Here is a 22,460-nt window from a genome sequence, read left to right as displayed (position 1 = left end):
TTTTAGAGGTTAGAATAGAGGAATAATTCAATTTCAAATCAATGAAGCATATTCTTATTACAGGAGGCACAGGACTGGTAGGCAAAAAAATTACTGAACTACTTTTAGCCAAAGGCTATGCAGTGGCTTATTTGAGCCGAAAGAAACAGCAAATTCCTTCGGTGAAGGTATATGAATGGAATATTTATCAAAAAAGCATTGAAAAAGAGGCTATTACAGAGGCAGAAGCAATTATTCATTTAGCAGGAGCAGGCGTAGCCGATAAATCTTGGACGGAAAGCTATAAGAAAGAAATCCTTGAAAGCAGGGTGCTTTCTACAAGGTTACTTTATGAAACTTTACAGCAAACTCAACATTCGGTAAAATCATTTATTTCGGCTTCGGCGATTGGCATTTATGGCTTTGATACAGGTGAGCAGTGGCTTGACGAGAACAGCCCTCACGGCACGGGTTTTTTGGCAGATGTTACAGCAAAGTGGGAAACCGAAGTACAAAAAATTGCTGATTTAGGTATCAGAACAGCGATTTTACGCATAGGCATTGTGCTTGCCAAGGAGGGCGGAGCTTTGCCTAAACTTTTACAACCTATTCGTTGGGGCTTGGGAGCGGCTTTGGGAAGCGGAAAGCAATATATGTCTTGGATACACATCAAAGACCTTGCTCAAATGTTTGTTTTTGCTTTGGAAAATGAGAACCTGCAAGGCGTTTTCAATGCCGTAGGCAACGACCCTTGCACAAATACAGAGCTTATTCAAAAAATTGCTCAAATACTCAAAAAACCACTTTTTTTGCCAAATATTCCGAGTTTTACTCTCAAATTGATGGTGGGCGAAATGGCTCAAATGGTGCTTGGGGGCAATCGAGTTTCTAATGAAAAAATCCTCAAAGCAGGCTTTCAGTATCAATTTACAACCTTGAAAGATACTTTGCAAGATTTGCTGGGCTAACTGGAAATTCAATCTGAATGATTGTTTTTTAAGATATCGTGCCCCATTTTATCTCGTTTGGTTTCTAAATATTTTTGATTGTGGGGGTTAGGCTGAATTTCAATAGGTACGGTTTCAATAATTTCCAAGCCGTAGCCCAAGAGTCCTGCTCTTTTTTTAGGATTATTGGAAATGAGACGAATTTTCGTAATGCCCAAATCACGAAGTATTTGAGCTCCAACCCCATAATCGCGAGCATCCATCTGAAAACCTAATGCCAGATTCGCTTGCACAGTATCTAAACCTTGCTCTTGCAGTTTATAGGCTTTGAGTTTGTTGATAATACCTATGCCTCGCCCTTCTTGGTTCATATACAAAACAACTCCTTTCCCTTCTGCTTCAATCATTTGCATAGCTTTGTGTAGTTGAGGTCCGCAATCGCAACGGCAAGAGCCAAAGATATCTCCTGTAACACAAGACGAATGCACACGCACTAACACAGGTTCATCTTTTTGCCAAGAACCTTTTACAAGAGCAAAATGAATTTCATCTGTATCTATTTGGCGATAAGCCACTAGGTCAAAATCTCCCCAAACCGAAGGGAGTTGTACGCCAATTTCGCAATGAATGAGGCTATCATATTTGAGGCGGTAGGCAATTAAATCTGCAATAGAAATGAGCTTTAAGCCGAATTTATCGGCAATTTGGCGAAGTTGTGGCAAGCGAGCCATTGAGCCGTCTTCGTTCATTACTTCAATGAGAACACCTGCGGGCTTGAAACCTGCCAAGCGAGCCAAATCCACAGAGGCTTCGGTATGCCCTGCACGGCGTAAAACACCACCTTCACGAGCTTTCAGGGGGTTGATATGTCCGGGTCTGCCTAAATCTTCGGGTTTAGTGTTTTCATCAACCAAAGCCTTGATAGTTCTGGCTCTATCTTGTGCCGAGATGCCTGTGGTGTTGCCGTGTCCGAGCAAGTCTACGGTTACGGTGAACGCTGTTTTATGGGGGTCTGTGTTTTGCCCTACCATCAGGTCTAATTTCAGTTCTTCGCATCTTTTTTCGGTGAGGGCTACGCACAAATAGCCGCGAGCCTCTTTGACCATAAAATTGACAATTTCAGGAGTAATGGCTTCAGCGGCACAAATAAAGTCCCCCTCATTTTCACGATTTTCATCATCAACCACAATTACAACCTTACCCTGACGCAAATCTTCCAGAGCCTCTTCTATGCTATCTAGCTGTATATCCATAACCAATTTTTTAAGAAAACAATTTTAGTAGGCAAAAGTGTTCAAAAACTTATAGGCTTATGAGAATGTTTACGACTTTCGCATAGAACTAAACAGCAATCCACCTCCCCCTGCTACCAAAACCAAAATACTCAAAAAATTGAATGCGTCCATACTCGCCAGCGATACGTGTAAGTTCATAATAACCCCGACTATTAGAAATCCTACCGATAGCAATGTTACAATCCAGCCCAAGGGGCTTTTGGCATTGAAAAATAACATACCAACTCCTAAAATAAAGCCTAAGAACAATACTCCTGCGGGTACGCCTACATTGCCGTAACCAAAACGATAAGACATTGAAAAAGAGTTGCTTACGTGAATAGATTTCAGCAAAATGTAAATTCCTGCCGCAAACATTAGCAAGCCAACAAAAAAGCGAGATACAGGCGACATAAGCATTTTAATTTTAGGTGAATATAGGTAGATGTACTTGTTTTAAGCTCTTAAAGATTCTTGTTCTTGATGTATAGTTTTCAATAAGTGGTCTAAAAAACTTTTCAAAGACTTTTCAAGCAAAGCATATCCATCTTCAAAATCTCGCATTGTACCGTAGTAAGGGTCGGGAACTTCCAGATTTTTACCTTCCCAATCTCTGATAAGGCAAACTTTAGCTTTCCCATTCAAAACTTGCTTTTGCAAGTTCTGTAAATGTTGCAGGTTAGATTTATCGGCAGCTAAAATGTAGTCAAACTCCAAAAAATCTTCTTTTCGCACTTGTCTGGCTCTATGCGTGAGGATAATGCCGTTTTTTTCGGCTACTTGGCAAGTTCGGTAATCGGGCAACTCGCCAATATGGTAAGAGGAAGTACCCGCTGAATCTACTGAAATTTGATTTTGCAGACCTGCCTCTTCTATTAGCTTCTTGAAAATTCCTTCGGCAAGTGGGGAGCGGCAAATATTGCCTAAACAAACAAACAAAACTTTTTTCATTACACTATTCGGTTATTTTCATCAGGAAAAATCATAGTAGGTTTGAACTTCTTGGCTTCTTCAAAAGGCATTAGGGCATAGGCAATAATGATAATAATATCACCTACTTGTACTTTACGAGCTGCAGGACCATTCAGGCAAATTACCCCCGAATTGCGTTCTCCCCTGATAACATAGGTTTCCAGTCTTTCGCCATTGTTGATATTCACAATTTGTACTTTTTCTCCTTCAATAATATTCGCCGCTTCCATTAGGGCTTCATCAATTGTGATGCTTCCTACATAATGCAATTCGGCTTGAGTTACGCGTACGCGATGAATTTTTGATTTGAAAACTTCTATCCACATAAAAAGCTATCGGACACTAAAAAAAGATTGCTTAAAGAAATTTCTGCAAAGTTATGAATTTTCTAAATACTGAAATTGAAATTTGGCATTTTGTTCGCCCACGTACAAAATTTGTCCGATTTCGGACAAATTCCTACTTGTTATTTCAAATGTTCAAATAATTTTTTTCTAAAAAAAAGCCTTTTTTATGCAAATTTTGAGGCTTTTATGGTGGGCATACATAAAATTTTAATTTTTGGAATGATTTTTTCCATTAGATATGCCAAAAAGTGCTTGGTTCAAAATCAAATTTGGTAAAAATATGAAAAATCCAGTATTAACCGATGGTGTTTTGCTCGCTTCTTATGCAAAAAATAATGATGAAAGAGCCTTCAACAAGCTATGGTCTAAACATAAAAGTAAAATTTACGCCACTATCTACAATATTGTGAAAGAAAAAAATTTGGCTGAAGATTTATTGCAAGATACATTTATGAAAATTATTCGCAATGTACAAGATGGTAATTATAGCGAAGAAGGAAAATTTTTGCCTTGGGCTTGCCGTATTGCTCATAATCTTGCCATAGATTATTTTCGCAGGTCCAAAAAAGCTACAATGGTAGAAGTGGAAGATAGAAAAGAAATTTGCAATCATCTTAATTTTGCAGAAGATTCTGCTGAAAAGCAGAAAATCAGGCAGGAAGTAAATGAAAAATTAGCCAAACTTATTGAAACCTTGCCTGAAAACCAAAAAGAAGTATTGATGATGAGGCATTACGGTGAAATGAGTTTCCAAGAAATAGCCGAAAAGACCTGTGTAAGTATCAATACAGCTCTAGGGCGTATGCGTTATGCACTTATCAATCTACGTAAGCAAGCTGAAAAATACAATTTGAATTTTTCCGACTATTTGAATGCGTATTGTTAGGTAACGGAAGTTTTTAATTTTCGTAAATATGCGGAGCCTTTTTGCTATATCCGTTATTTTTTAGCGATTTATTCTGCTTCTACTTCTACGCCTAGTCTGGCAGTATATTTTTCAGGAGTAAGTCGTTTTTTGAGCATTTTTTACCAAGCCCGTTTTTTAATCTGAAATCGCTCAAATTTCACAACTACTCAAAAGTCTGTTTGCATAAATAATTTGTGAACTTCTTTGCCCCAAGTTCTAAAAAAATTTACCTTTGCGGTCTTAATAGCAGACTTATGCGATATGTTAAGTTTATTTTGATAGCTTTATTTGTGTTAATTATAGACCAAAGTTCCAAACTTTGGGTATATGCCAATATGCACCTTGGCGAGGAGTTTGTTCTTTTTAATGTTATAGGCTTAAAATGGCTTAAAATTCATTATACCCTAAACCCTGGAATGGCATTTGGCATACTTTTGCCTCCTCCTTATGGAAAAATTATGCTTTCAGTGTTCAGAATTGTAGCGGTAATAGCGATTTCCATTTACCTCAAACGTCAAATTGATAGGCAGGCTCATTGGGGACTATTGGTTTCTATGACACTCATTATTGCAGGAGCATTAGGCAATGTATTGGATAGTATGTTTTATGGGATTTTTCTTAAAAATAACTTGCCCGCTGATGCTCCGTTTGCCTTTCTGCACGGGCAAGTAATAGATATGATTTTTACAGATTTTTGGCAGGGTATTCTGCCCGAATGGATACCTCTACTGGGGGGTACATACTTTGCTTTTCCGATTTTTAATATAGCAGATAGTTCTATTTTTGTGGGGGTGGTAAGTATTATTTTATTCCAGAAAAAATTTTTCCCAAAAACTGACAGCTCACAAGAATTTTTGCAGACAGAAACTTCCGCTGAAAGCACATCGGGATTAAAATAGTTTTTTATAACTTTCAAGAGTTTGGAAAAAATATTTCAAAAAAACAAATATTGTTGAAAACATAGAGTTTCTAAAAACATAAAAACCTGCCTTGTGAGCAGGTTAATAACATAGGTTCAGGTGTGTTTAACTGTGCAGAGACCGAAACATATCTATATCAGTATTTTTGAAGTATTGATACAATTTTATAATGATAGCCAGTGCAACGCTAATTTCGGCGGCGGCAATCACAATCACAAACAGCGAAAATAGCTGTCCTTGTAGGTTTTCATACAAATAGCTGAAAGCAAGTAGGTTCAAATTAGAAGCATTGAGCATAAGCTCTATACCTACTAGTACCATAATAGCATTTTTTCGGCTCAGTGCTACAAAAAGCCCTGCTACAAACATTACAATTCCAATCATTAAGTACATTTGTGTTTCCATAGCTTTACTTACATTACGTTCCAAATATAGTTTATTCCAATAATATTGCAATTAGTTTTTGAAGAAAGCGGTTTTTCATTTGACCAAAAGCTATTTTCTCTCTATGAATACTCCTTTGGTTTCGGTAATTGCTTTAAGCTACAACCACGCTCCTTTCATAGAAATTGCTTTACAATCTTTATGGAAACAAAGTTTTCAGGATTGGGAACTCATCATTGTTGATGATGCCAGTTCGGACAATAGCCCTAAAATTATCCGCCATTTTCTTAAACAAAATCCTTGCCAAAAAGTAAAAGCCTGTATTTTACACGAAAAAAATCAAGGAAATTGTGCATCTTTCAACCAAGCACTCTCACTTGCAGATGGCAAGTATATTGTAGATTTTGCCCTTGACGATGTAATGCTTGCCAATCGTCTGGAGCGACAAGTAGATTTCTTTGAAAAGCTATCTACAAAAGTAGGTTTGATTTTTAGCAATGCCCAAATTATTAACGAAAAAGGAGAATTTTTGAAATATCACTATCCAATTGATAGACAGGGTAGAGCCAAAGTGAAAGTTCCGCAAGAGAATTTTTTTAGGGCGGTTTTGGAAAAATATTTTATCTGTCCGCCTACAATGATGTTTCGTAAAAGTATGTTGGAAGAATTGGGCGGTTATGACGAAAGTTTGGCTTACGAAGATTTTGATATGTGGATAAGGGCTTCGCAAAATTATGATTTTGCCTATCTTGATGAAGTTACTACACTTTATCGCAAACATCAAAATTCACTTTCGCAAAGATTTTATCAGAAAAAGCAAAATATTTTACTGCAATCTACGCTAAAAGTCTTGGAAAAGGCATATGTTTATTGTAAAACCGAGGCTGATTTTCAGGCATTAGCTCGTAATGCACATTACCATTTACGTCAGTGTTATTTTAGCGAAAATTTTGAACTTGTAGAGCAATATGCTAACTTTTTGAAAAACAAAAATTTAGTTGGGTATAAAAATTGCTTTACAATAACTATTCTGTATCTTGCAGAAAAGAAAATCAACCTTTCTTGGCTGTATCAAATGTATTATCGTTTTCGCTATGCGTAAAGTTTTGTTTTTCATTACTTTTGTATCAATTTTTCAAGCATTTGCCCAAGAAGAGGGGGAGGATTATTCCCGCCCAAGAAAGGTTGTTGTGGGGGGTGTTGCTTCGCAAGACTTCTATTATTCTCAATTTGCAAGACGTGCAATGTATGGTTTGGCTTTTCAGTATTTTGTTGGCAGAAAAGTAAGTTTGAACAATCGTTTGATGTTTGGTATCAATCCTGACCAGAAACTAATGTTGCATTATGGATTAGGTGGCTTAATGACGCACGCCATTGTGCAGGGAGGAGGCGGATTTATACTTATTTCAGGAAATTTGGCGCAAGATATTTTGGGGCTTATCATTTTGCCTGTTATTATTCCCGAAGGCATACAATTTCATTTTGGGGGAGAATATAACAAAATTAGCCCCTATATTTACCCCGCTTCTTTTGAATATCGCCCTGATATATTGAACCAAAATGAACTCAAAGCAATTTTAGAGGCGGGTGTTCAATTTCGTTTTAGCACCAAAAAGCACCTTGTCATTGCCCCCAGCATAGCTTGGAAATACCGCTACGGAGATTCCTTGCAAGCATTGAGTTTAGGTTTGATGATTGGATTTGAGTAAGAAAAGAGAACTTGAACATTAGTTGCTTTCAGCAACTTCTTCGCTTTTGCTTACATTTTTGGCGTTATCGCTTTCGTAGCGTTTTGTTCCTTCCATTGAAATAGCATTCTTTTCCAAAGTTACTTTCACACCTCTATCAATTTCCAGCACAATAGTATCTTTATTTACTTCTGCAATTTTGCCGTGAAGCCCTCCAATTGTAACGATTTTATCACCACGTTTTACCGCATCACGAAATTTCATCTGTTCTTTTTGACGTTTTTGTTGGGGGCGTATCATAAAGAAATAGAATACCGCAAAAATACCTACCATAAAAATAAGGCTCATTGCTGAACTACCGCCCTGTGAGCCTGTTTGCGATTGTAAAAATAAGGTTTCTAACATAGCGTTTGATAAATGAGTTTAGAGTAATGAAGTATTAGGTAAAAGAATATTTGGAAACTATATGTCTGATGTTCTAAAATTTGCCGAACAAAAGTGGTTTTATTGTTTAACGGGTCCTTTCATTTGACTTAAATCTTGCATTTGAGGATTTTTACCTTTTACCTTACCTTTCAAGTAAAGTACAGTAGTTGTAGGTTCGGTATTGGCTGTAATGGTAATGGTTTTGTTTACTTCGCCGGGTCTGCCGTTGCTATCAAACTCTGCAATAATTTCACCAGAACCGCCGGGAGCCACAGGCTCTTTGGAATAAGTAGGCACCGTACAACCACAAGAGGGTTTAGCATCTTGGATAATGAGAGGGTTTTTGCCGTCATTGGTGAATTTGAAAGCATATTTTACTTTTTCACCTTCGTTTATTTCCCCAAAATTGTATTCTGTAACTTCAAATTTGATAGAGGCTTTGGGTTGCTCTTGGCTATTGTTGGTATTTTGTGTATTTGTAGCAGTCGTATTGGGTTGGCTATTCCCATTTTCTTGATTTTTAGAATTCTTTTCGCAAGAAAAAAAGCTAAAACAAGTAGCTAACATTACACTTAATACAACTTTTTTCATAAAAATTTTTTGATTTTTGTAAAAAGACGTGCAAAATTAAAAAAAATTGCCTTTATAAGCAACTTTTTTTCGCTAATTTCGTTCCTTTGAATGATTGAGGTTTGGAATGATTTGAAAATAATGCAATTTATCATCGTTTGCTCCTAAAAAAACTTTCTCTGTGAAAATAGTATTATCTATCTTTTTAGTCATTTTTTGTTGTTTTTCATTATTTGCCCAAAAACAATTTACCTATCAGTTGCAGGCGGTCAGGGCAAAAGGAAGTATTGAATTAGATGGCAAGTTGAATGAAGATACTTGGCTTCAAAGTCCTAAAATTACTAACTTTTTTCAAAATTTCCCTTACGATACTTCCTTTGCCAAATTACAAACCGAAGTTTTTACTGCTTTTGATAAGAATTTCTTTTACATTGCGGCGGTCTGCTATCAGCCCCAAGGCACGTATGTAGTTACTTCTTTGCGTAGAGATTTTGGTAAAGATGATAACGATTATTTTGCTGTTTTCATAGATACTTTTCAAGATAAAACCAACGGCTTTGCATTCTTGGTAAGCCCCTATAACGTACAATATGAAGGGCTTATTTCTGATGGAGGGGTATTCAGTGCCAGTTCCGATTGGGATAATAAATGGTATTCGCAAGTAAAGCAATACGAGGATAAATGGATTGTAGAAATGGCTATACCTCTGAAAACCTTGCGTTACAAAAAAAATACAAGTGAATGGAATATCAATTTTGCTCGTAGCAGTCGTGCTGAAAATGAAATTTCTACTTGGGTGCCTGTGGGTAGGAATTTCCGAATAACGAATTTAGGTTTTGCAGGAAAGCTCAAATTTGAAGAGCCTCTGCCTTCCCCGGGAGCCAATGTGGTTTTTATTCCTTACGTTACGGGCAATATTAGCGAAAATTATGTTACCCAAAACAAAAAAATAGGGGCAAATGCGGGGGCAGATGCCAAAATTGCTGTTACCCCTTCGCTCAATTTAGACCTTACCATTAACCCTGATTTTTCACAGGTAGAAGTAGATAGGCAGGTAACGAATTTAGATAGATTTGAGATTTTTTTCCCTGAACGCAGGCAGTTTTTTCTTGAAAACGCCGATTTATTTGCTCGCTTCGGATTTAGTCGTATTCGTCCGTTTTTTTCTCGCCGTATTGGTATTGGTTTTGATACCACTTCCAAAACCATAGTACAAAATCCAATTCTGTATGGGGCAAGATTGAGCGGTAAGACCAACGAGTATTGGCGTATCGGTCTTTTGAATATGCAAACCGCAAATCAAAAAGATAGAGGCATTTATGGGGATAATTTCACCGTGGCAGCGGTACAAAGAACCGTATTCAAGCGGTCAAATATCGCAGGTATTTTTGTAAATCGCCAACGTACTGCTGATACACTTTCCGATTTTTCCTTTAATAATCAGAACTTCAATCGTTTGGTAGGGATAGATTACAACATTCTTTCGGTTGATAATCGCTGGAATGGCAAAGTTTTTTACCATCAACAAATCAGCCCCAATCCGCAGAAAGACCAATTTGCTCACGCCGCTTTTATCAACTATACTACGCCTAATTGGAGCATAGCTTGGAATCACGAGTATGTAGGCAAAAACTATCAAATCAATGATATAGGCTTTGTGCCTCGTAACGATTTGTACCGCTTTGAACCTCTTGCTACACGCAATTTTTTCCCAAAGGGCAAGTGGAGCAAAAAAATTGTCCGTATCCAATTTATGCAATACAATAATTTCTATTGGGATACGCAGTGGCAACTCAATGATAGGAGCAATTCCATTTCGGGTAATATTCTTTTCCAAAATACTGCTTTTTTCTCTACGTCTTTTCGTAACACTTATACTCGTTTATTTTTTCCTTTTGACCCCACCAATACAGGCGGCAATCGCTTACCCACGGGTTCAGAATTTACCAACAACTATTTTGATGTATTCTATCGCTCCGATAGACGCAAACTCTTGGTGTATAGCTTTGCTTTTGAAGGGGGCGAGTATTACAATGGCAGACAACTTGCTCCTTATGCTTCTATTAGCTATCGCTATCAACCTTTTGGGCAAATTAGTTTGGAAGCCGACTACCGCCACATACGCTTGCCCGAAGGCTACAATTCAGCTGATTTGCTACTCCTGAACTTGCGTACAGATGTTTCTTTTACTACAAATCTTTTCCTTACTATTTTTCTGCAATACAATACCCAAACCGAAAATGTAAATCTGAATGGGCGTTTGCAATGGCGTTTTGCGCCTGTTTCAGATGTGTTTTTGGTTTATACCGATAACTACTTGCCACAAGATTTTTCTGTAAAAAGCCGTTTTGTAGTAATAAAAGCCACTTACTGGCTCAACTTGTAAAAAATTTTATCCTTGCCTGCGATTTTTGGCAAGTTCTTTCAACTGATTTACATTAAAATACTCTCTGATAGGTCTGCGGAAGCCCAATTTGCGAGCGAGTTTTTCAAGATATTCGCTATTTTGCAAATAGGTGCGGACTTTCTTTTCCAAAGGTACTAGCGAAACTGCCAAAAGAATATTCATTATGAGTTTGAAAATAAACACGCCACCTACAAAATTATCAATCACTGGCTCTAAAAGTAAAATGATAAACTCAAACACCGTAATAATAGCTACTAATGTAATCACTGATGCTACTCGTGATTCGGCTCCTCGTTGATTGTAAATAACTGCCGCTAAAAGCAATCCTATCATTACCCCAATTTGTATAAGGTAAAACCACCAAGTTTGCCAAAAAGGAGCTTTCACAAGAAACGGAAAACTATACACATTACTTACTACGCCCATAGCGTTCCGAGAGCGTACTTGCAGTTCATATTTTCCATTTGGAAGGAAAGGAAACTCAATTAGAGATTGGTTTCGCCATTCCGACCACTCGTCGTTATCATCAAGACCGCTCAAACGATACTGAATTTGTGTATTTTCTTCACCAATAAAAAAAGGTGAGGCAACTCTGATGCTTACTTTTTGTCCTTCGTTATCGCTTTGAATGATAGCATCTTCTAAACTCAAAAGGTTGTCATTGCCTTCAATTTGTCTGACAAAAAGATTAGACTCTTTCACTTCTTTTTTAGCTTCCAAAGCATTTATCCAAAAAATGCCTGATGCAGTAGCCACCCACAGATGTCCATTTTCATCTTGAAAAACATCTTGTACTTCGTTAAGTACCGAAAGAAAGCGAGTTGCAGGGTTGGCTTGGGAAGTATTTAACTCTTGCCAGTTTTGTTCTTGAAAAGCCCAAATTTGCTTGTTATGATTCAAGAATAAATTAGCTTCTCCTAATTGGAGTGAGCTATATCTTTCAGAAGGAAAGAACAGGTCAAATGCGAAATCTGATTTTTCCAAAACGATTTTATTGGAAAAGAAAACAAGATTTTTTTGCACAATACGCGAATACATACGCATATTGCTGTTTTTTTCAAGCGTGTAATTAGCCTTAACTCTTGTAGGTATCCCCATCTGTGATAGTTCAAGTTTCCAGATTTTGCCTTGTCCTGCAAGCCAGAGATGCTTTTCGTATTGTGAGCAGTTGAATACAAAACCCTGCAAGCCGTTTATCCATTGCGGTTGCGACCAACCCTCTCCATTTTTAAGCAGATAGAAAAAACCTTTACTACTACACACATACAAGATATTTGGATTAGTTTCAGAAACTTCTATGTATTGAATCGTTTTATCTTCTAAAATGCTTTTGGCTATTCCGAAGGTAACTTCGTATAGTCCTGTGCCTGTGAGAGCGAGCAAATGCCCCTGAAAATCAATAAGTTGCTTACATTTGCTATCAATGCCTGAAATTTTACGAAAATTGAAAGGAATTTGCTCTAAAAGAAAATTGCTGTAATTATAGTCATAGACGTTTGCTTCTACCACAACAGTAACGACTTTTGTCTCTGTCTTGGGCTTTTCATCTTTTTTCTGAATAGAAATTTGGGATAAAAGGTTTTTCAAGCTTTTTTTCTTTTTTAGGGCTCTTTGGCGGGCTTGTTCCCAAGCTAAAATTTGCATTTGGCGTTGTTTTTCTTGAGCTACTTGTCCCGAAACATCATCTTTGTTGCTTCGGCTCAAATAGAATAGTCCCGCATTTGTACCTACATAGAGTAAATCTTTATGCTTAAAAATAGTGGTAGGTTTGCCTTCAAGGGTCGGGTAATGTGAAAAACTATACACAGGCAAATGCGTGGAAACTTTGGAAATGCCTTCGGTATGGCAAAGCCAAATATCTTTTTGGTTATCTACAAAAACAGCAGAGATTTCGTTATCTGCAAGTCCCGTTTCTTGGTTAATGATGTAGCGAATGCTTCTATCTTGCTTGCTTAAAATGAGCGTACCTCCTGCAAGCGTAGAAATAACCCATTCATTTTCGGAAAGTTGGGTAATTTTTTCTAAAAGGTTTTCGTTTAGGTAGTTGCTTGCAAAATTGGAATACGTATCAAAGGTTTTGCCATCAAAAATCCAGAGAAGGTTGTCATCACAAGCCAGTAAGAGTCGGTTTTTATCAAGGGGAACAAAGTTCTGAATGTATTTTTCGCTAAAATCGTTGCGTATAGGGATAAGGTTTTTGCCATTCAATTTACAAAGCCCTTTTTCAGTAATATTCAAAAAAACTTCACCATTCAGTAAGCACCAGCCTTGCATTTCGCCATTTTCTTGCAAGTAAAGTGTTTCTAAACTTGTACCGTTCCACTTGCAGAGTGCTTTATCGCCGTAAAAATACACTTGCTTTTCTTGGACAAAAATACTTTTGAAAGTGCCGAGTTCTTTTTCAAAATCCTGATTAGCAATAGGCTCAAATTGCCATTTTCGGGCTTTATCTAAAATCCCCCTACTGATAGAACCTTTGCCTGCAACCCAAAGCTCGCCTTCCGAACCAAAGGCAATACTATGCGGGCTAAATGAAAGCGGTAAGTTTTCCCAAACAAAGCCATCATACATCAGAATGCCTTCAGAATGGGCAAAATACAGAATACCTTGTTTATCTTGAGCAACTTCTGTAACTTGGGGGGTGAAGTTGAGGCGATAGTTTTTTACCCATAAATTGCCTCTTTGTGCGAAAGAAAAAAATGAAAGGAATAACAATCCAAACCCTAAAAATGCCTTCATATTCATTCAATTTTGGTGTGTAAATTGGGGCAAAATTAACAAAAAATAAATAGCTTTCAGCGAAAAACGTTTTAACCTTTTGTGAAGTTTTGTTATGTCAGTTCAAAAGTTATTCACCCAAACACTTTCCATAGAACTTACACCCCAGCAACAAGAATTTGTTAGCATTTTAGAAAAATTTTTGAAAAATGACCACATCAAGCCTACTATTCTTTTGCGTGGTTATGCGGGTACAGGTAAAACTCTGATGGTCAGCACTTTTGTTAAAATAGCTCCACAACTTGGTTACAAAACAGCTCTTTTAGCTCCTACGGGTAGAGCCGCCAAAGTATTGGGGCGTTATGCAAGCAAAAGAGCTTCTACCATTCACCGAAAAATTTACCAACAGGTAGATACACGTCAGGGAAGGTTTGTATTTAAGCTCGTCAAAAATACTGCCGAAGATACAATTTATATTGTTGATGAAGCCTCAATGATTTCTGATAAGCCTGTTACAGGCAAAAAAAGCCTTTTGGACGATTTGATAACCTTTATTTTTTCTCGCCCCGAAGCAGGAAATAAACTGATTTTGGTAGGTGATGTAGCCCAACTTCCCCCCGTAGGTGAAAATACTAGTGTTGCATTAGACAAAGAATTCTTGGAAAAAAAATACAAGTTGAAAGTATTTTTCTGCGAATTTACCCAAGTAATGCGACAAGCCGAAAATTCGGGCATTTTGTATAATGCAACCAACATTCGCAACCTTTTACGCGAAAATAGCCTTCAATTGGCTCTAAAAACCAAAGGCTATCCTGATTTTTACCGAATGACTTACGAGAAATTGGAAGATGGCTTGCGATATGCTTACAAAAAATACGGATTAGAGGAAAGCATTGTGCTTTGCCGTTCCAATAAAAATGCCAATAATTTTAATCGTTACATTCGTCGAAATATTCGCTTTATGGAAAGTGAAATAGAAACGGGCGATTATCTGATGATTGTTAAGAACAATTATTTTGTACTTGCCGAAAATGGCATCAATGGCTTTTTGGCAAATGGCGATATGGTAAAAGTTCGTAGCATAGAAGATACCGAAGAGAAATATGGTTTTCGTTTTGCTACAATGCTTTTAGAACTTTTAGATTACGAAGGAGAACCTTTTGAGGCAAAAGTAATTTTGAATACGCTTTATTCAGAAAGTCCTTCGCTTTCCGCCGAAGAATACGATAAACTGCACCAAGCAGTAGCCGAAGAGTACAAAGATGTAGGCAACAAACGCTATCAGTTGGAACTTCTGAAAGATAATCCTTATCTGAATGCCTTGCAAATAAAGTTTGCCTATGCAATTACTTGCCACAAATCCCAAGGGGGGCAATGGAAAATTGTATTTATAGAACAAGGCTTTATGACAGACGAAATGATAAATGTTGAATTTTTACGATGGCTTTATACAGCTATTACGAGGGCAGAAAAAGAGGTTTTTCTTATCAATTTCAGAGAAAATTTCTTTGAGGAATAGCCTCTATTATTCACAGCTAAGATTTATTTTTCAAAGTTTAATATTTTTTGCTTTCACCTAAAAATCTTGCTTCTTGCCTCTTGTTTTTGGTTTTTGTTTTATTTTGGGTTTTGTAAATTTGCGTTTTTCTGTCATTTTTTTAGCAGGCTATTGTAGAATTTTTTATTTTTCGGTTTTCAAATTTTTACACCAAAATGGAAGTCTAATGAAACAACTTTTTCGTAAAAAAAGCATTGAACAGATACTTTCAGATGTTCAGCAAGGTTTTGGTGAAGGCGAACACGGTGGCGGTCTGAGCAAAGAACTTGGACTTTTAGACCTTACTTCTTTGGGAATTGCGGCTATTATTGGGGCGGGGATTTTCGCAACCATTGGTAAAGCCTCTTACAATGGGGGTCCGGCGGTTTCATTGCTTTTCATATTTGTAGCGGTAGCCTGTATTTTTTCGGCTTTGTGCTATGCTCAATTTGCTTCACTTATTCCTGTGAGTGGAAGTGCTTATACGTACTCGTATGCAACCTTTGGCGAACTTGTAGCTTGGATTATCGGTTGGGCTTTGATTTTAGAGTATTCCGTCGGAAATATTGTAGTGGCTATTTCGTGGTCGGGGTATTTTACGGGATTTTTGCAGGGTTTTGGGATTGATTTTCCTGCTTACCTATCTACTAATTATGGCGGAGCAAAGGAGGCTTTTGAGCAGGTTTCCAAAGATCTTGCACAAGGCGTGCCTTTGGATAAGATTTCATCAAGTTTGCGAGAAGGGTATCTGGCTTGGAAAAATGCCCCTGAAATGGGTGGCTTGAAAATTATTTTAGACTTGCCCGCTTTTTTGAGTGTGGTGTTGGTTTCTGTACTTGCTTACATAGGCATCAAGGAGTCTAAAACTGCAAGCAATATAATGGTAGCAGTGAAAGTTATAGTGGTGATATTAGTGGTTTTGGTTGGAATGTTTTATGTAAGTCCCAAAAATTGGTCGCCTTTTGCTCCTAATGGGGTAGAGGGGGTTTTGCAGGGAATAGCGGCGATTTTCTTTTCTTACATAGGTTTTGATGCTATTTCTACTACTGCCGAAGAGTGCAAAAATCCGCAAAGAGATTTGCCCAAAGCAATGATACTTTCCGTTGTGATTTCCACTATTTTGTATGTAAGTCTTACTTTGGTGCTTACAGGCGTGATGAACTACACACAACTCAATTCCGAAGACCCTCTTGCCGATATGTTTCATTTCCTCAAAATGGATTTTCTTTCAGGCATAGTGGCGGTAAGTGCTGTTTTTGCTATGACAAGCGTTTTACTTGTCTTTCAACTCGGACAACCGCGAATCTGGATGACTATGAGTCGTGATGGGCTTATGCCACCTGTTTTTGCCAAAATACACCCTCGTTTTCATACACCTTCGTTTGCCACTATCATAGCAGGGCTTTTGGTAGCTTTGCCTACACCTTTCATCAATATTGATTTTGTGGTAGATTTGACAAGTATCGGAACACTTTTTGCTTTCGTACTTGTATGTGGCGGTGTTCTGATTTTGCAAAATACAGCCAAAGGTAGAGAGCAAATTGAAAAAGCACGCTTCAAAGTACCTTATTTCAATGCTAAATTTATTGTGCCTGTGCTTTTTGTAGTAGGTTTTGCACTGGCTTGGCTTTGGAATACCGAGCCAATGAAAGATTTTTTCACTTTTAGCAACACTTTCCGAATTGAAACCTTGCAAAAAGAACTTACGGCAAAACAAACTGAACTCGCTCAAAATGAAACCAATGAAATAAAAATGGCAATTACTACATTGCAAGAAACATTGAAAGCAGAGCAAGAAAAAACAGCTTTGAAACTTTTTTTTGAACGTTTGCCTTTATGGATATTTTTAGTTGTGAGTTTGGTGATGAGTTGGCTTTCGTGGCAAAAAAATCTTTCGCTGATACCTGTTTTAGGCTTGCTTGTGAATTTTTACTTAATGTCTGAAATTGGTATTGCCAACTGGATTGGGTTTGTGGTGTGGTTAGCTTTGGGATTGATTTTTTACTTCAATTATGGCTATAAAAAAAGCCATTTGAGCCAAAATAGAAACTAAATGAAAACTATTTTCAAACTTCTGATTACACTTCTCGGAATATACTGCGGACTTGAAGTAGAAGCACAACTTCCCAAACGCAAGTGGTTACCCCAACGCTCTTATCAAGAGCCAAGACCTTATTGGGCAATGCAACTTTCTTTGGGGGCAAAACAACTCGTAATGACGCCTACGCTTTTTGCACTCAATTACGACCACCCCGATACCGACACCTTGTTTCTGAATCAAGAAAACATCATTGCCGCAACTACCAAAGGTGGAAGCAGTATAGCTTTTAATGCTAATTTTGCCATAGAAGCAGGCTTTACCAAAGGTTTTTTTGGCGAAATTCGCTTTGATGGGATTTTTACAAATCCATTTCTGACAAGTGTAGAAGTAGGTGGTGGTTGGAATTTTGAGCTTACTTACTACGAAAACGAAAGATTGCTGACCATTCGTCCTGTGGTAGATTTCGTATGGCTGTTTAATCAATTCAAAATAGGTTCATATAATTTTCCAGAAAATACCCGCCAAATTGCTATGGTTGATGCAATTTACGAAAGAAGAGCAAATCTTAATTTTTACTTACGCAATCAGGCATCGGGAGTAAAGCCACGTTTAAGCATTTCGCTCCCTATTTCACCGGGCTGGATGCTTCGTGCCGATGTAGGCTATTTGTTTATTCTAAACAAATACAGCCGTTTTCGTATTAAGCAAGAAAACATACACGAAAGTACCTACACGCTTTCGCCTGATGAGGAGCGTTTAGGCTTTACAATGAATGGCACACGTAGCCGAGCCGACTTATTTACGTATAGCGGTTTTGTGTATAATATTGGCATTGCCCGCAAATTTGGTGATAACCGCGATAATGGCAGAAGGTACAAAGGACGCTATGCAAAATACAAATAAGGTTATTCGTTATGTAACAATTCAGCGGGAACTTGCAGAGCGGCTTTGCGAGCAGGATACCACCCAAAAATAATGCCTATGGCAATAGGAACAAACATTACTATTAATGTGCCTTGCAAATCAAATGCTATGCTGATTTGCATCTGCTGATGAAGTACAAAAGAAAGCACATAACCCAAAATCAAGCCCACTAACCCTCCCAAAAAACAAATAAATACACTTTCAAAAAGAAATTGTAAATGAATATCACTTTGTTTAGCTCCTACGGCTTTTCGGATACCGATTTCTTTCAGCCGTTCTAATACAGAAGTAAGCATTACATTCATTATTCCGATACCTCCGATAAGCAAGGCTATACCTGTAACTGCTCCTAATAGCTGTGTGAGCATACGCTGAGTTTTTTGCTTTTCTTTCAAAATTTGCTCAGGTACAATAATTTCTACATCATTTTGCCCTGCGTGTAAGCGGAGGAAAGTTCTTTGCAGACTTTCAGCGGTTTTAAGCAATTGGCTATTTTCACTTACTTGCACTACAATTCTGTGTAGCTGATGAGTAAGATTACCTGAAACTTGAATGAATTTTTTATATGGGAAACGATGTACAAGACTTTCTATGGGAATATACACAGAAAGATTGGTGGAATGAATACCCAAATTTTCTGCAAGATTTTGGGTGCTATATTGCGTCTGAATCACTCCAATTACCTTGAACCACTGGTCATCAAGGCGAATATATTTGCCCAAAGCCGAAGTTCCTCCGAAAAGTTTTTTTTCCAAAGATGCCCCGATTACACACACAGGCAATAAGTTTTGAATTTGATAGGTATTGAAGAAGCCTCCTTTCAGGCAAGAAAGTTTGAGCATCTGAAAGTAATCATTTTTTACGCCGTACAAATCTGTATTTACCCACTTGCTTTGTGAAGAAGCAAAGGTTTTTAGATGAATTTCAGGACTAATGAAACTTAAATTAGGATAAGTTTGAGCAATGTTTTCGGCATCTTGTAGGCATAGACCGCGAGAATTTTTAGTAAAGTTTTTCTTTTCTGTTGTGGGGGTTATGATGATAGTATTAGCCCCAATGAGTTGCATTTCTTGTTCCAATTCTTTCTGTGAACCTTTGCTAATTGCCAAAATAGCTACCATTGAAGCCACAGCAAAAGTTACACCCAAAGCCGCCAAAAAAGCTCTTAACTTTCTGCCCTGTAAGGCTTGCCAAGCAGTATGAATATGTAAAAATAAGGAAAACATTTTGCATTTATCCTAAACTCCTGTCCCTTGTTTCTACTATCTCAAAGGCATCTGCATCAAGATAAGCAGTAAATTTTTGGCGATATTCTTGCAAAGTATTTTTTTCTAAAACAATTTGCACGGCTTTTTCTTCGCCATTTTCTGCTTTTGCAAGCGTTTCGCCTTTGAAGTCATAGGCGGCAGAGTTGCCGTTATAGGGTAAGCCGTTTCCATCTACCCCTGCTCTATTTACGCCTATGCAGTAGGTTTGATTTTCAATGGCTCTTGCCTGCAAGAGTATATCCCAAGCTCGCAAGCGAGGATTGGGCCAATTAGCTACATAAATCAGCAAGTCGTATGCTAAATTTACATTTCTGCTCCAAATAGGAAAACGTAAGTCATAACAAATCAGCGGGCATATATGCCAGCCCTTCCAAGTTTTAATAATTCTTTTCGTGCCTGCTGTAAAAACTTTATCTTCGCCTGCAAAGCTGAATAAGTGTCTTTTATCGTAAAAATCTATACTTCCCGAAGGTTCTACCCAAAGCAAACGATTATAGAAACGACTATTTTCCTTGATGATAGCACTTGCCACCATCACAGCTTGCATTTTCTCGGCTTGTTTTTGTAACCACTTGCAAGTGTTTTGGTTCATAAATTCAGCAAGTTGTGAAGCGTTCATCGTAAAGCCCGTGCTAAACATTTCAGGCAAAATGATAATATCTGTTCTTTGTGGCAGAAAAGCAATTTTTTCTTCAAACATTGCCAAATTTGCCGTAATATTTTCCCAATGCAAATGACTTTGAATAAACGTAACGTGCAAATTTTCTTGCATAGCTATTCCAAAACAATTTTCCAAGAAGGTTTACTGCTGTAATTGGGCGAAATAGTCAGAATATATTCGCCTGCGGGCAGTTTGCTTATATCGGGCAGAGATGTTTCCTTATCTACATTTTTAGCAGTAGCTTTGAAAATCTTTTTGCCTTTTGAGCTAAAAATTTGAATTTCAATGTTTTTTCCCTGATAACTTGCTCCCCAGGCTATGCGAGGGATAGTATCTGTGGCATTTTTACGGACAGGATTGGGGTAAAAAGTAATTTCGTCAGGATTTTGTCCTGTCATAATACCATTGGAGGTAGTTTCTTTTTTGGCAAGGTAATCGGCACGCACAAAGCTCATAATGCCGTATCCATACACGGGGTCAGGCTTTTCGTATTGATTTCCTGAACGCCTAATATATTCTACCACTTGTTTGGGTGAAAGTTGCGGGTTAGCCTGCCAAAAACCTGCCACCAAACCCGCCGCAAGCGGGCAAGCAAAGGAAGTTCCACTGGAAGTAGTCGTTTGGCTATCACTTGCACCTACCACCGTACTACTACCCATAGCAAGGACATCGGGTTTTACTCTGCCATCTTCGGTATAGCCTTGTGAGCTAAAAAAAGCAATAGTTCCTCGGTTAGTTACTGCCCCAATGCTTAATATAGAGGAGGCATCAGCAGGAGCGGTGATTTTGTTCCAACTGCTTCCGCCTTCGTTTCCCGCACTGCTAACCACTATTATACCCTTTTGAGCGGCTTTTTCGGCGGCAATAGTAGAAATGGCTGTTTTACCATCCATATTTTGCAAATTGTAACTGGTAGAGGTATCATCAAATTTATTATAGCCCAACGAAGAACTGATAATATCAACGCCTAAACTATCGGCTTTTTCAGCGGCGGCGAGCCAATTGTATTCTTCTATTTGGTACTCACTGGAAGCATCTTCGGTACGAAACAAATAAAATTTTGCTTTGGGGGCTGTGCCGATGATTTCTCCCTTTTGCCAAGCGGCAATGCAGGAAAGAACCATTCTACCGTGGCTATCATCTTCAAAAACGGAAGGCTCATTCATTACAAAGTCGTAAGTGCCAAGAATTTGTCCGTTTTCAAAGAGATGTCGGAAATATGTCTGTTTGTCGGCGTCTGCAAAGCCTGAATCAAAAACTGCTATCACGATACCTTCGCCAAAAAATCCTTTGCGATGCATCACATCTGCTCCAATTTGCTGAATTTGTGTAAAAGAATAGCCATAATCTTTGCTTTCGGCTCCAAAATTTTTGGTAAAAGTGCTTTCTTTATTTTCGGCAAATTTGTAACTGCGTTTGTTATTTTTTTGTTTTTCGCTTTCGGTAGTAGGCTTGGGTTTAATAACTTTGATGCCTTCTGTTTTTACGAAAGGCATAGTTTTTATCTGATTGATTTGTGTTTCATTACAAAGAGCAACTACTCCATTGAGCCACTTGCTTGCGTATTGTAAAGTTGCTCCTGTGTTTTTTACTTGGCTAACATAAGAAGGTGAAACGGGCAAATCTTCATCGTTAATGGCGATATTCCATTTTTTCTTTTTTTCAACAGCTTTAGAACTTAAAAAAGCGGAAGGATTATCAATTTGGTAAGGTGTGCCGTTTTTATCTTTGAAAGGAATGAAATAAAACTTTTTTTCTTGTGCGAAAGCGTGCGAAACCAACACAAAAACCACCCAAAATCCGAAAATTTTATTCTTTGCCATAATCAACAATGGTAAATTTTTCTATTTTTCCTGATTCTATTTTTCCCAACCCTAAATTAGGAGGGTCTGAAAAATAACGAATATTTTTGCGAAACAAGTATATCAAGCCGACATTCTCAGCAAAAATTTCTTCTCGCTGGATATGAGAAACCAAACTTGAGTCTTTTCCCATATTTACTTTGAGTGTGTTGGGAAAAGAAAGCTCTCCAAAGGTTTGAGGTTTGCGAAAATCGGTAATGCGGTAAGTTTGCTCTCCTTTATCGTTGTAAGCATTTCCGTTCCAAGTTTTATTATTTTCAGTAGGAAATACGAGTTTGACGTAGGGAACATTGTTTTCAAATTTGATAGCCTGCGAACCTGTACGCAAAGCACTCCATACTGAGTCTATTTGCCAAGGAGTTTCAAAACTTGTACGTGTGTAACGCTCCAAAACAAACTGCTTTTCTCCCGAAAGGTTTGTAAAGGTATCTGCAACTATTTCTTTGAGTTGATAAACTCTTCTTTGGGGTATGCCGTTATTGGGTACTCGGTAAGTGAGTTCTTCTACATTGTAAATTACGTATCTGCCGATTTCCAGAGGGAAATACACATATCCCAATCGTTTATCGTCAGGTTCAAGCGTTTTTTGGCAGGCAACCATACTTATTATGCTTGCCACACAAAAAAT

21 protein-coding genes are annotated in these 22,460 nt (G+C 37.9%); 9 read left to right on the top strand and 12 right to left on the bottom strand.

Annotated elements, in window-relative coordinates:
• Window positions 1–41 precede the first annotated feature (41 nt).
• Complete coding sequence (locus tag Rain11_RS04185) at window positions 42–947, top strand: TIGR01777 family oxidoreductase (protein ID WP_101358082.1); 906 nt, start codon at window positions 42–44, stop codon at window positions 945–947.
• Window positions 948–955: 8 nt separating this feature from the next.
• On the opposite strand, the gene Rain11_RS04180 is transcribed toward Rain11_RS04185, so the two are convergent.
• The 4 genes from Rain11_RS04180 to panD form a co-directional block, all read right to left on the bottom strand.
• Window positions 956–2,179 carry a bifunctional 3,4-dihydroxy-2-butanone-4-phosphate synthase/GTP cyclohydrolase II gene (locus tag Rain11_RS04180; protein ID WP_101358081.1) on the bottom strand — a complete coding sequence of 408 codons (1,224 nt, stop codon included), beginning with the start codon at window positions 2,177–2,179 and terminating at the stop codon, window positions 956–958.
• A gap of 69 nt (window positions 2,180–2,248) precedes the next feature.
• Entirely contained in the window at window positions 2,249–2,614 is a 366-nt protein-coding gene (locus tag Rain11_RS04175; protein ID WP_101358080.1) for a hypothetical protein, read from the bottom strand.
• Between the two features lie 42 nt (window positions 2,615–2,656).
• Entirely contained in the window at window positions 2,657–3,151 is a 495-nt protein-coding gene (locus tag Rain11_RS04170) for a low molecular weight protein-tyrosine-phosphatase (RefSeq protein ID WP_101358079.1), read from the bottom strand.
• Window positions 3,151–3,498 carry an aspartate 1-decarboxylase gene (gene panD / locus Rain11_RS04165; protein WP_101358078.1) on the bottom strand — a complete coding sequence of 116 codons (348 nt, stop codon included), beginning with the start codon at window positions 3,496–3,498 and terminating at the stop codon, window positions 3,151–3,153. Before panD ends, Rain11_RS04170 begins: the two co-directional genes overlap by 1 nt.
• A gap of 301 nt (window positions 3,499–3,799) precedes the next feature.
• On the opposite strand from panD, the gene Rain11_RS04155 reads away from it, so the two are divergent.
• Window positions 3,800–4,405: an RNA polymerase sigma factor gene (locus tag Rain11_RS04155; RefSeq protein ID WP_101358076.1), complete on the top strand. Its 606-nt coding sequence runs from the start codon at window positions 3,800–3,802 to the stop codon at window positions 4,403–4,405.
• Window positions 4,406–4,680: 275 nt separating this feature from the next.
• The gene (locus Rain11_RS04150; RefSeq protein ID WP_101358075.1) at window positions 4,681–5,325 is read left to right on the top strand and encodes a lipoprotein signal peptidase; all 645 of its coding nucleotides are present in this window, start codon (window positions 4,681–4,683) and stop codon (window positions 5,323–5,325) included.
• Window positions 5,326–5,451: 126 nt separating this feature from the next.
• Here the strand turns inward: Rain11_RS04150 and nuoK are convergent, their stop codons facing one another.
• Window positions 5,452–5,802: an NADH-quinone oxidoreductase subunit NuoK gene (gene nuoK / locus Rain11_RS04145; protein ID WP_317042745.1), complete on the bottom strand. Its 351-nt coding sequence runs from the start codon at window positions 5,800–5,802 to the stop codon at window positions 5,452–5,454.
• Window positions 5,803–5,854: 52 nt separating this feature from the next.
• Between nuoK and Rain11_RS04140 the strand changes: the two genes are divergently transcribed.
• Both Rain11_RS04140 and Rain11_RS04135 read left to right on the top strand, forming a co-directional pair.
• Complete coding sequence (locus Rain11_RS04140) at window positions 5,855–6,832, top strand: glycosyltransferase (RefSeq protein WP_101358074.1); 978 nt, start codon at window positions 5,855–5,857, stop codon at window positions 6,830–6,832.
• On the top strand, window positions 6,825–7,439 hold the full coding sequence (locus Rain11_RS04135; protein ID WP_101358073.1) for a hypothetical protein: 615 nt from the start codon (window positions 6,825–6,827) through the stop codon (window positions 7,437–7,439). Before Rain11_RS04140 ends, Rain11_RS04135 begins: the two co-directional genes overlap by 8 nt.
• Before the next feature lie 18 nt (window positions 7,440–7,457).
• Here the strand turns inward: Rain11_RS04135 and yajC are convergent, their stop codons facing one another.
• Entirely contained in the window at window positions 7,458–7,823 is a 366-nt protein-coding gene (yajC, locus tag Rain11_RS04130) for a preprotein translocase subunit YajC (protein ID WP_101358072.1), read from the bottom strand.
• A gap of 99 nt (window positions 7,824–7,922) precedes the next feature.
• Window positions 7,923–8,435 (bottom strand): DUF1573 domain-containing protein, encoded by a 513-nt coding sequence (locus tag Rain11_RS04125; protein WP_101358071.1) that lies wholly within the window; start codon window positions 8,433–8,435, stop codon window positions 7,923–7,925.
• A gap of 160 nt (window positions 8,436–8,595) precedes the next feature.
• Here Rain11_RS04125 and Rain11_RS04120 point away from each other — a divergent pair, with 160 nt between their 5' ends.
• Window positions 8,596–10,800, top strand: a complete 2,205-nt coding sequence (locus Rain11_RS04120; protein WP_101358070.1) for a DUF5916 domain-containing protein — start codon at window positions 8,596–8,598, stop codon at window positions 10,798–10,800.
• 6 nt (window positions 10,801–10,806) lie between these two features.
• On the opposite strand, the gene Rain11_RS04115 is transcribed toward Rain11_RS04120, so the two are convergent.
• Entirely contained in the window at window positions 10,807–13,560 is a 2,754-nt protein-coding gene (locus Rain11_RS04115) for a triple tyrosine motif-containing protein (RefSeq protein ID WP_165778075.1), read from the bottom strand.
• Between the two features lie 94 nt (window positions 13,561–13,654).
• Between Rain11_RS04115 and Rain11_RS04110 the strand changes: the two genes are divergently transcribed.
• The 3 genes from Rain11_RS04110 (at window position 13,655) to Rain11_RS04100 (ending at window position 18,020) form a co-directional block, all read left to right on the top strand.
• A complete protein-coding gene (locus tag Rain11_RS04110) occupies window positions 13,655–15,058 on the top strand; it encodes an ATP-dependent DNA helicase (RefSeq protein WP_101358068.1) in 1,404 nt (467 codons plus the stop codon).
• Window positions 15,059–15,263: 205 nt separating this feature from the next.
• On the top strand, window positions 15,264–17,129 hold the full coding sequence (locus tag Rain11_RS04105; RefSeq protein ID WP_101358112.1) for an amino acid permease: 1,866 nt from the start codon (window positions 15,264–15,266) through the stop codon (window positions 17,127–17,129).
• Window positions 17,130–18,020, top strand: coding sequence for a hypothetical protein (locus Rain11_RS04100; RefSeq protein WP_101358067.1), 891 nt, complete (start codon window positions 17,130–17,132; stop codon window positions 18,018–18,020). It begins immediately after the preceding gene.
• A 2-nt stretch (window positions 18,021–18,022) separates the two neighbouring features.
• Here Rain11_RS04100 and Rain11_RS04095 read toward each other — a convergent pair whose 3' ends face one another.
• From Rain11_RS04095 to Rain11_RS04080, 4 genes are read right to left on the bottom strand one after another with little or no spacing between them, the layout of a single operon-like run.
• The gene (locus Rain11_RS04095) at window positions 18,023–19,267 is read right to left on the bottom strand and encodes an ABC transporter permease (protein ID WP_101358066.1); all 1,245 of its coding nucleotides are present in this window, start codon (window positions 19,265–19,267) and stop codon (window positions 18,023–18,025) included.
• A 7-nt stretch (window positions 19,268–19,274) separates the two neighbouring features.
• Window positions 19,275–20,105, bottom strand: a complete 831-nt coding sequence (locus tag Rain11_RS04090; RefSeq protein WP_317042744.1) for an amidohydrolase — start codon at window positions 20,103–20,105, stop codon at window positions 19,275–19,277.
• Window positions 20,084–21,793, bottom strand: coding sequence for a S8 family serine peptidase (locus Rain11_RS04085; RefSeq protein ID WP_101358065.1), 1,710 nt, complete (start codon window positions 21,791–21,793; stop codon window positions 20,084–20,086). The genes Rain11_RS04090 and Rain11_RS04085 overlap by 22 nt, the downstream gene beginning before the upstream one ends.
• Entirely contained in the window at window positions 21,780–22,433 is a 654-nt protein-coding gene (locus Rain11_RS04080; RefSeq protein ID WP_133121499.1) for a hypothetical protein, read from the bottom strand. The genes Rain11_RS04085 and Rain11_RS04080 overlap by 14 nt, the downstream gene beginning before the upstream one ends.
• Window positions 22,434–22,460: the final 27 nt, after the last annotated feature.

This window comes from Raineya orbicola, from assembly GCF_002843425.1.
Taxonomy (GTDB): Bacteria; Bacteroidota; Bacteroidia; order Cytophagales; family Thermonemataceae; genus Raineya; species Raineya orbicola.
This window is presented reverse-complemented; position numbering and strand designations above follow the sequence as displayed.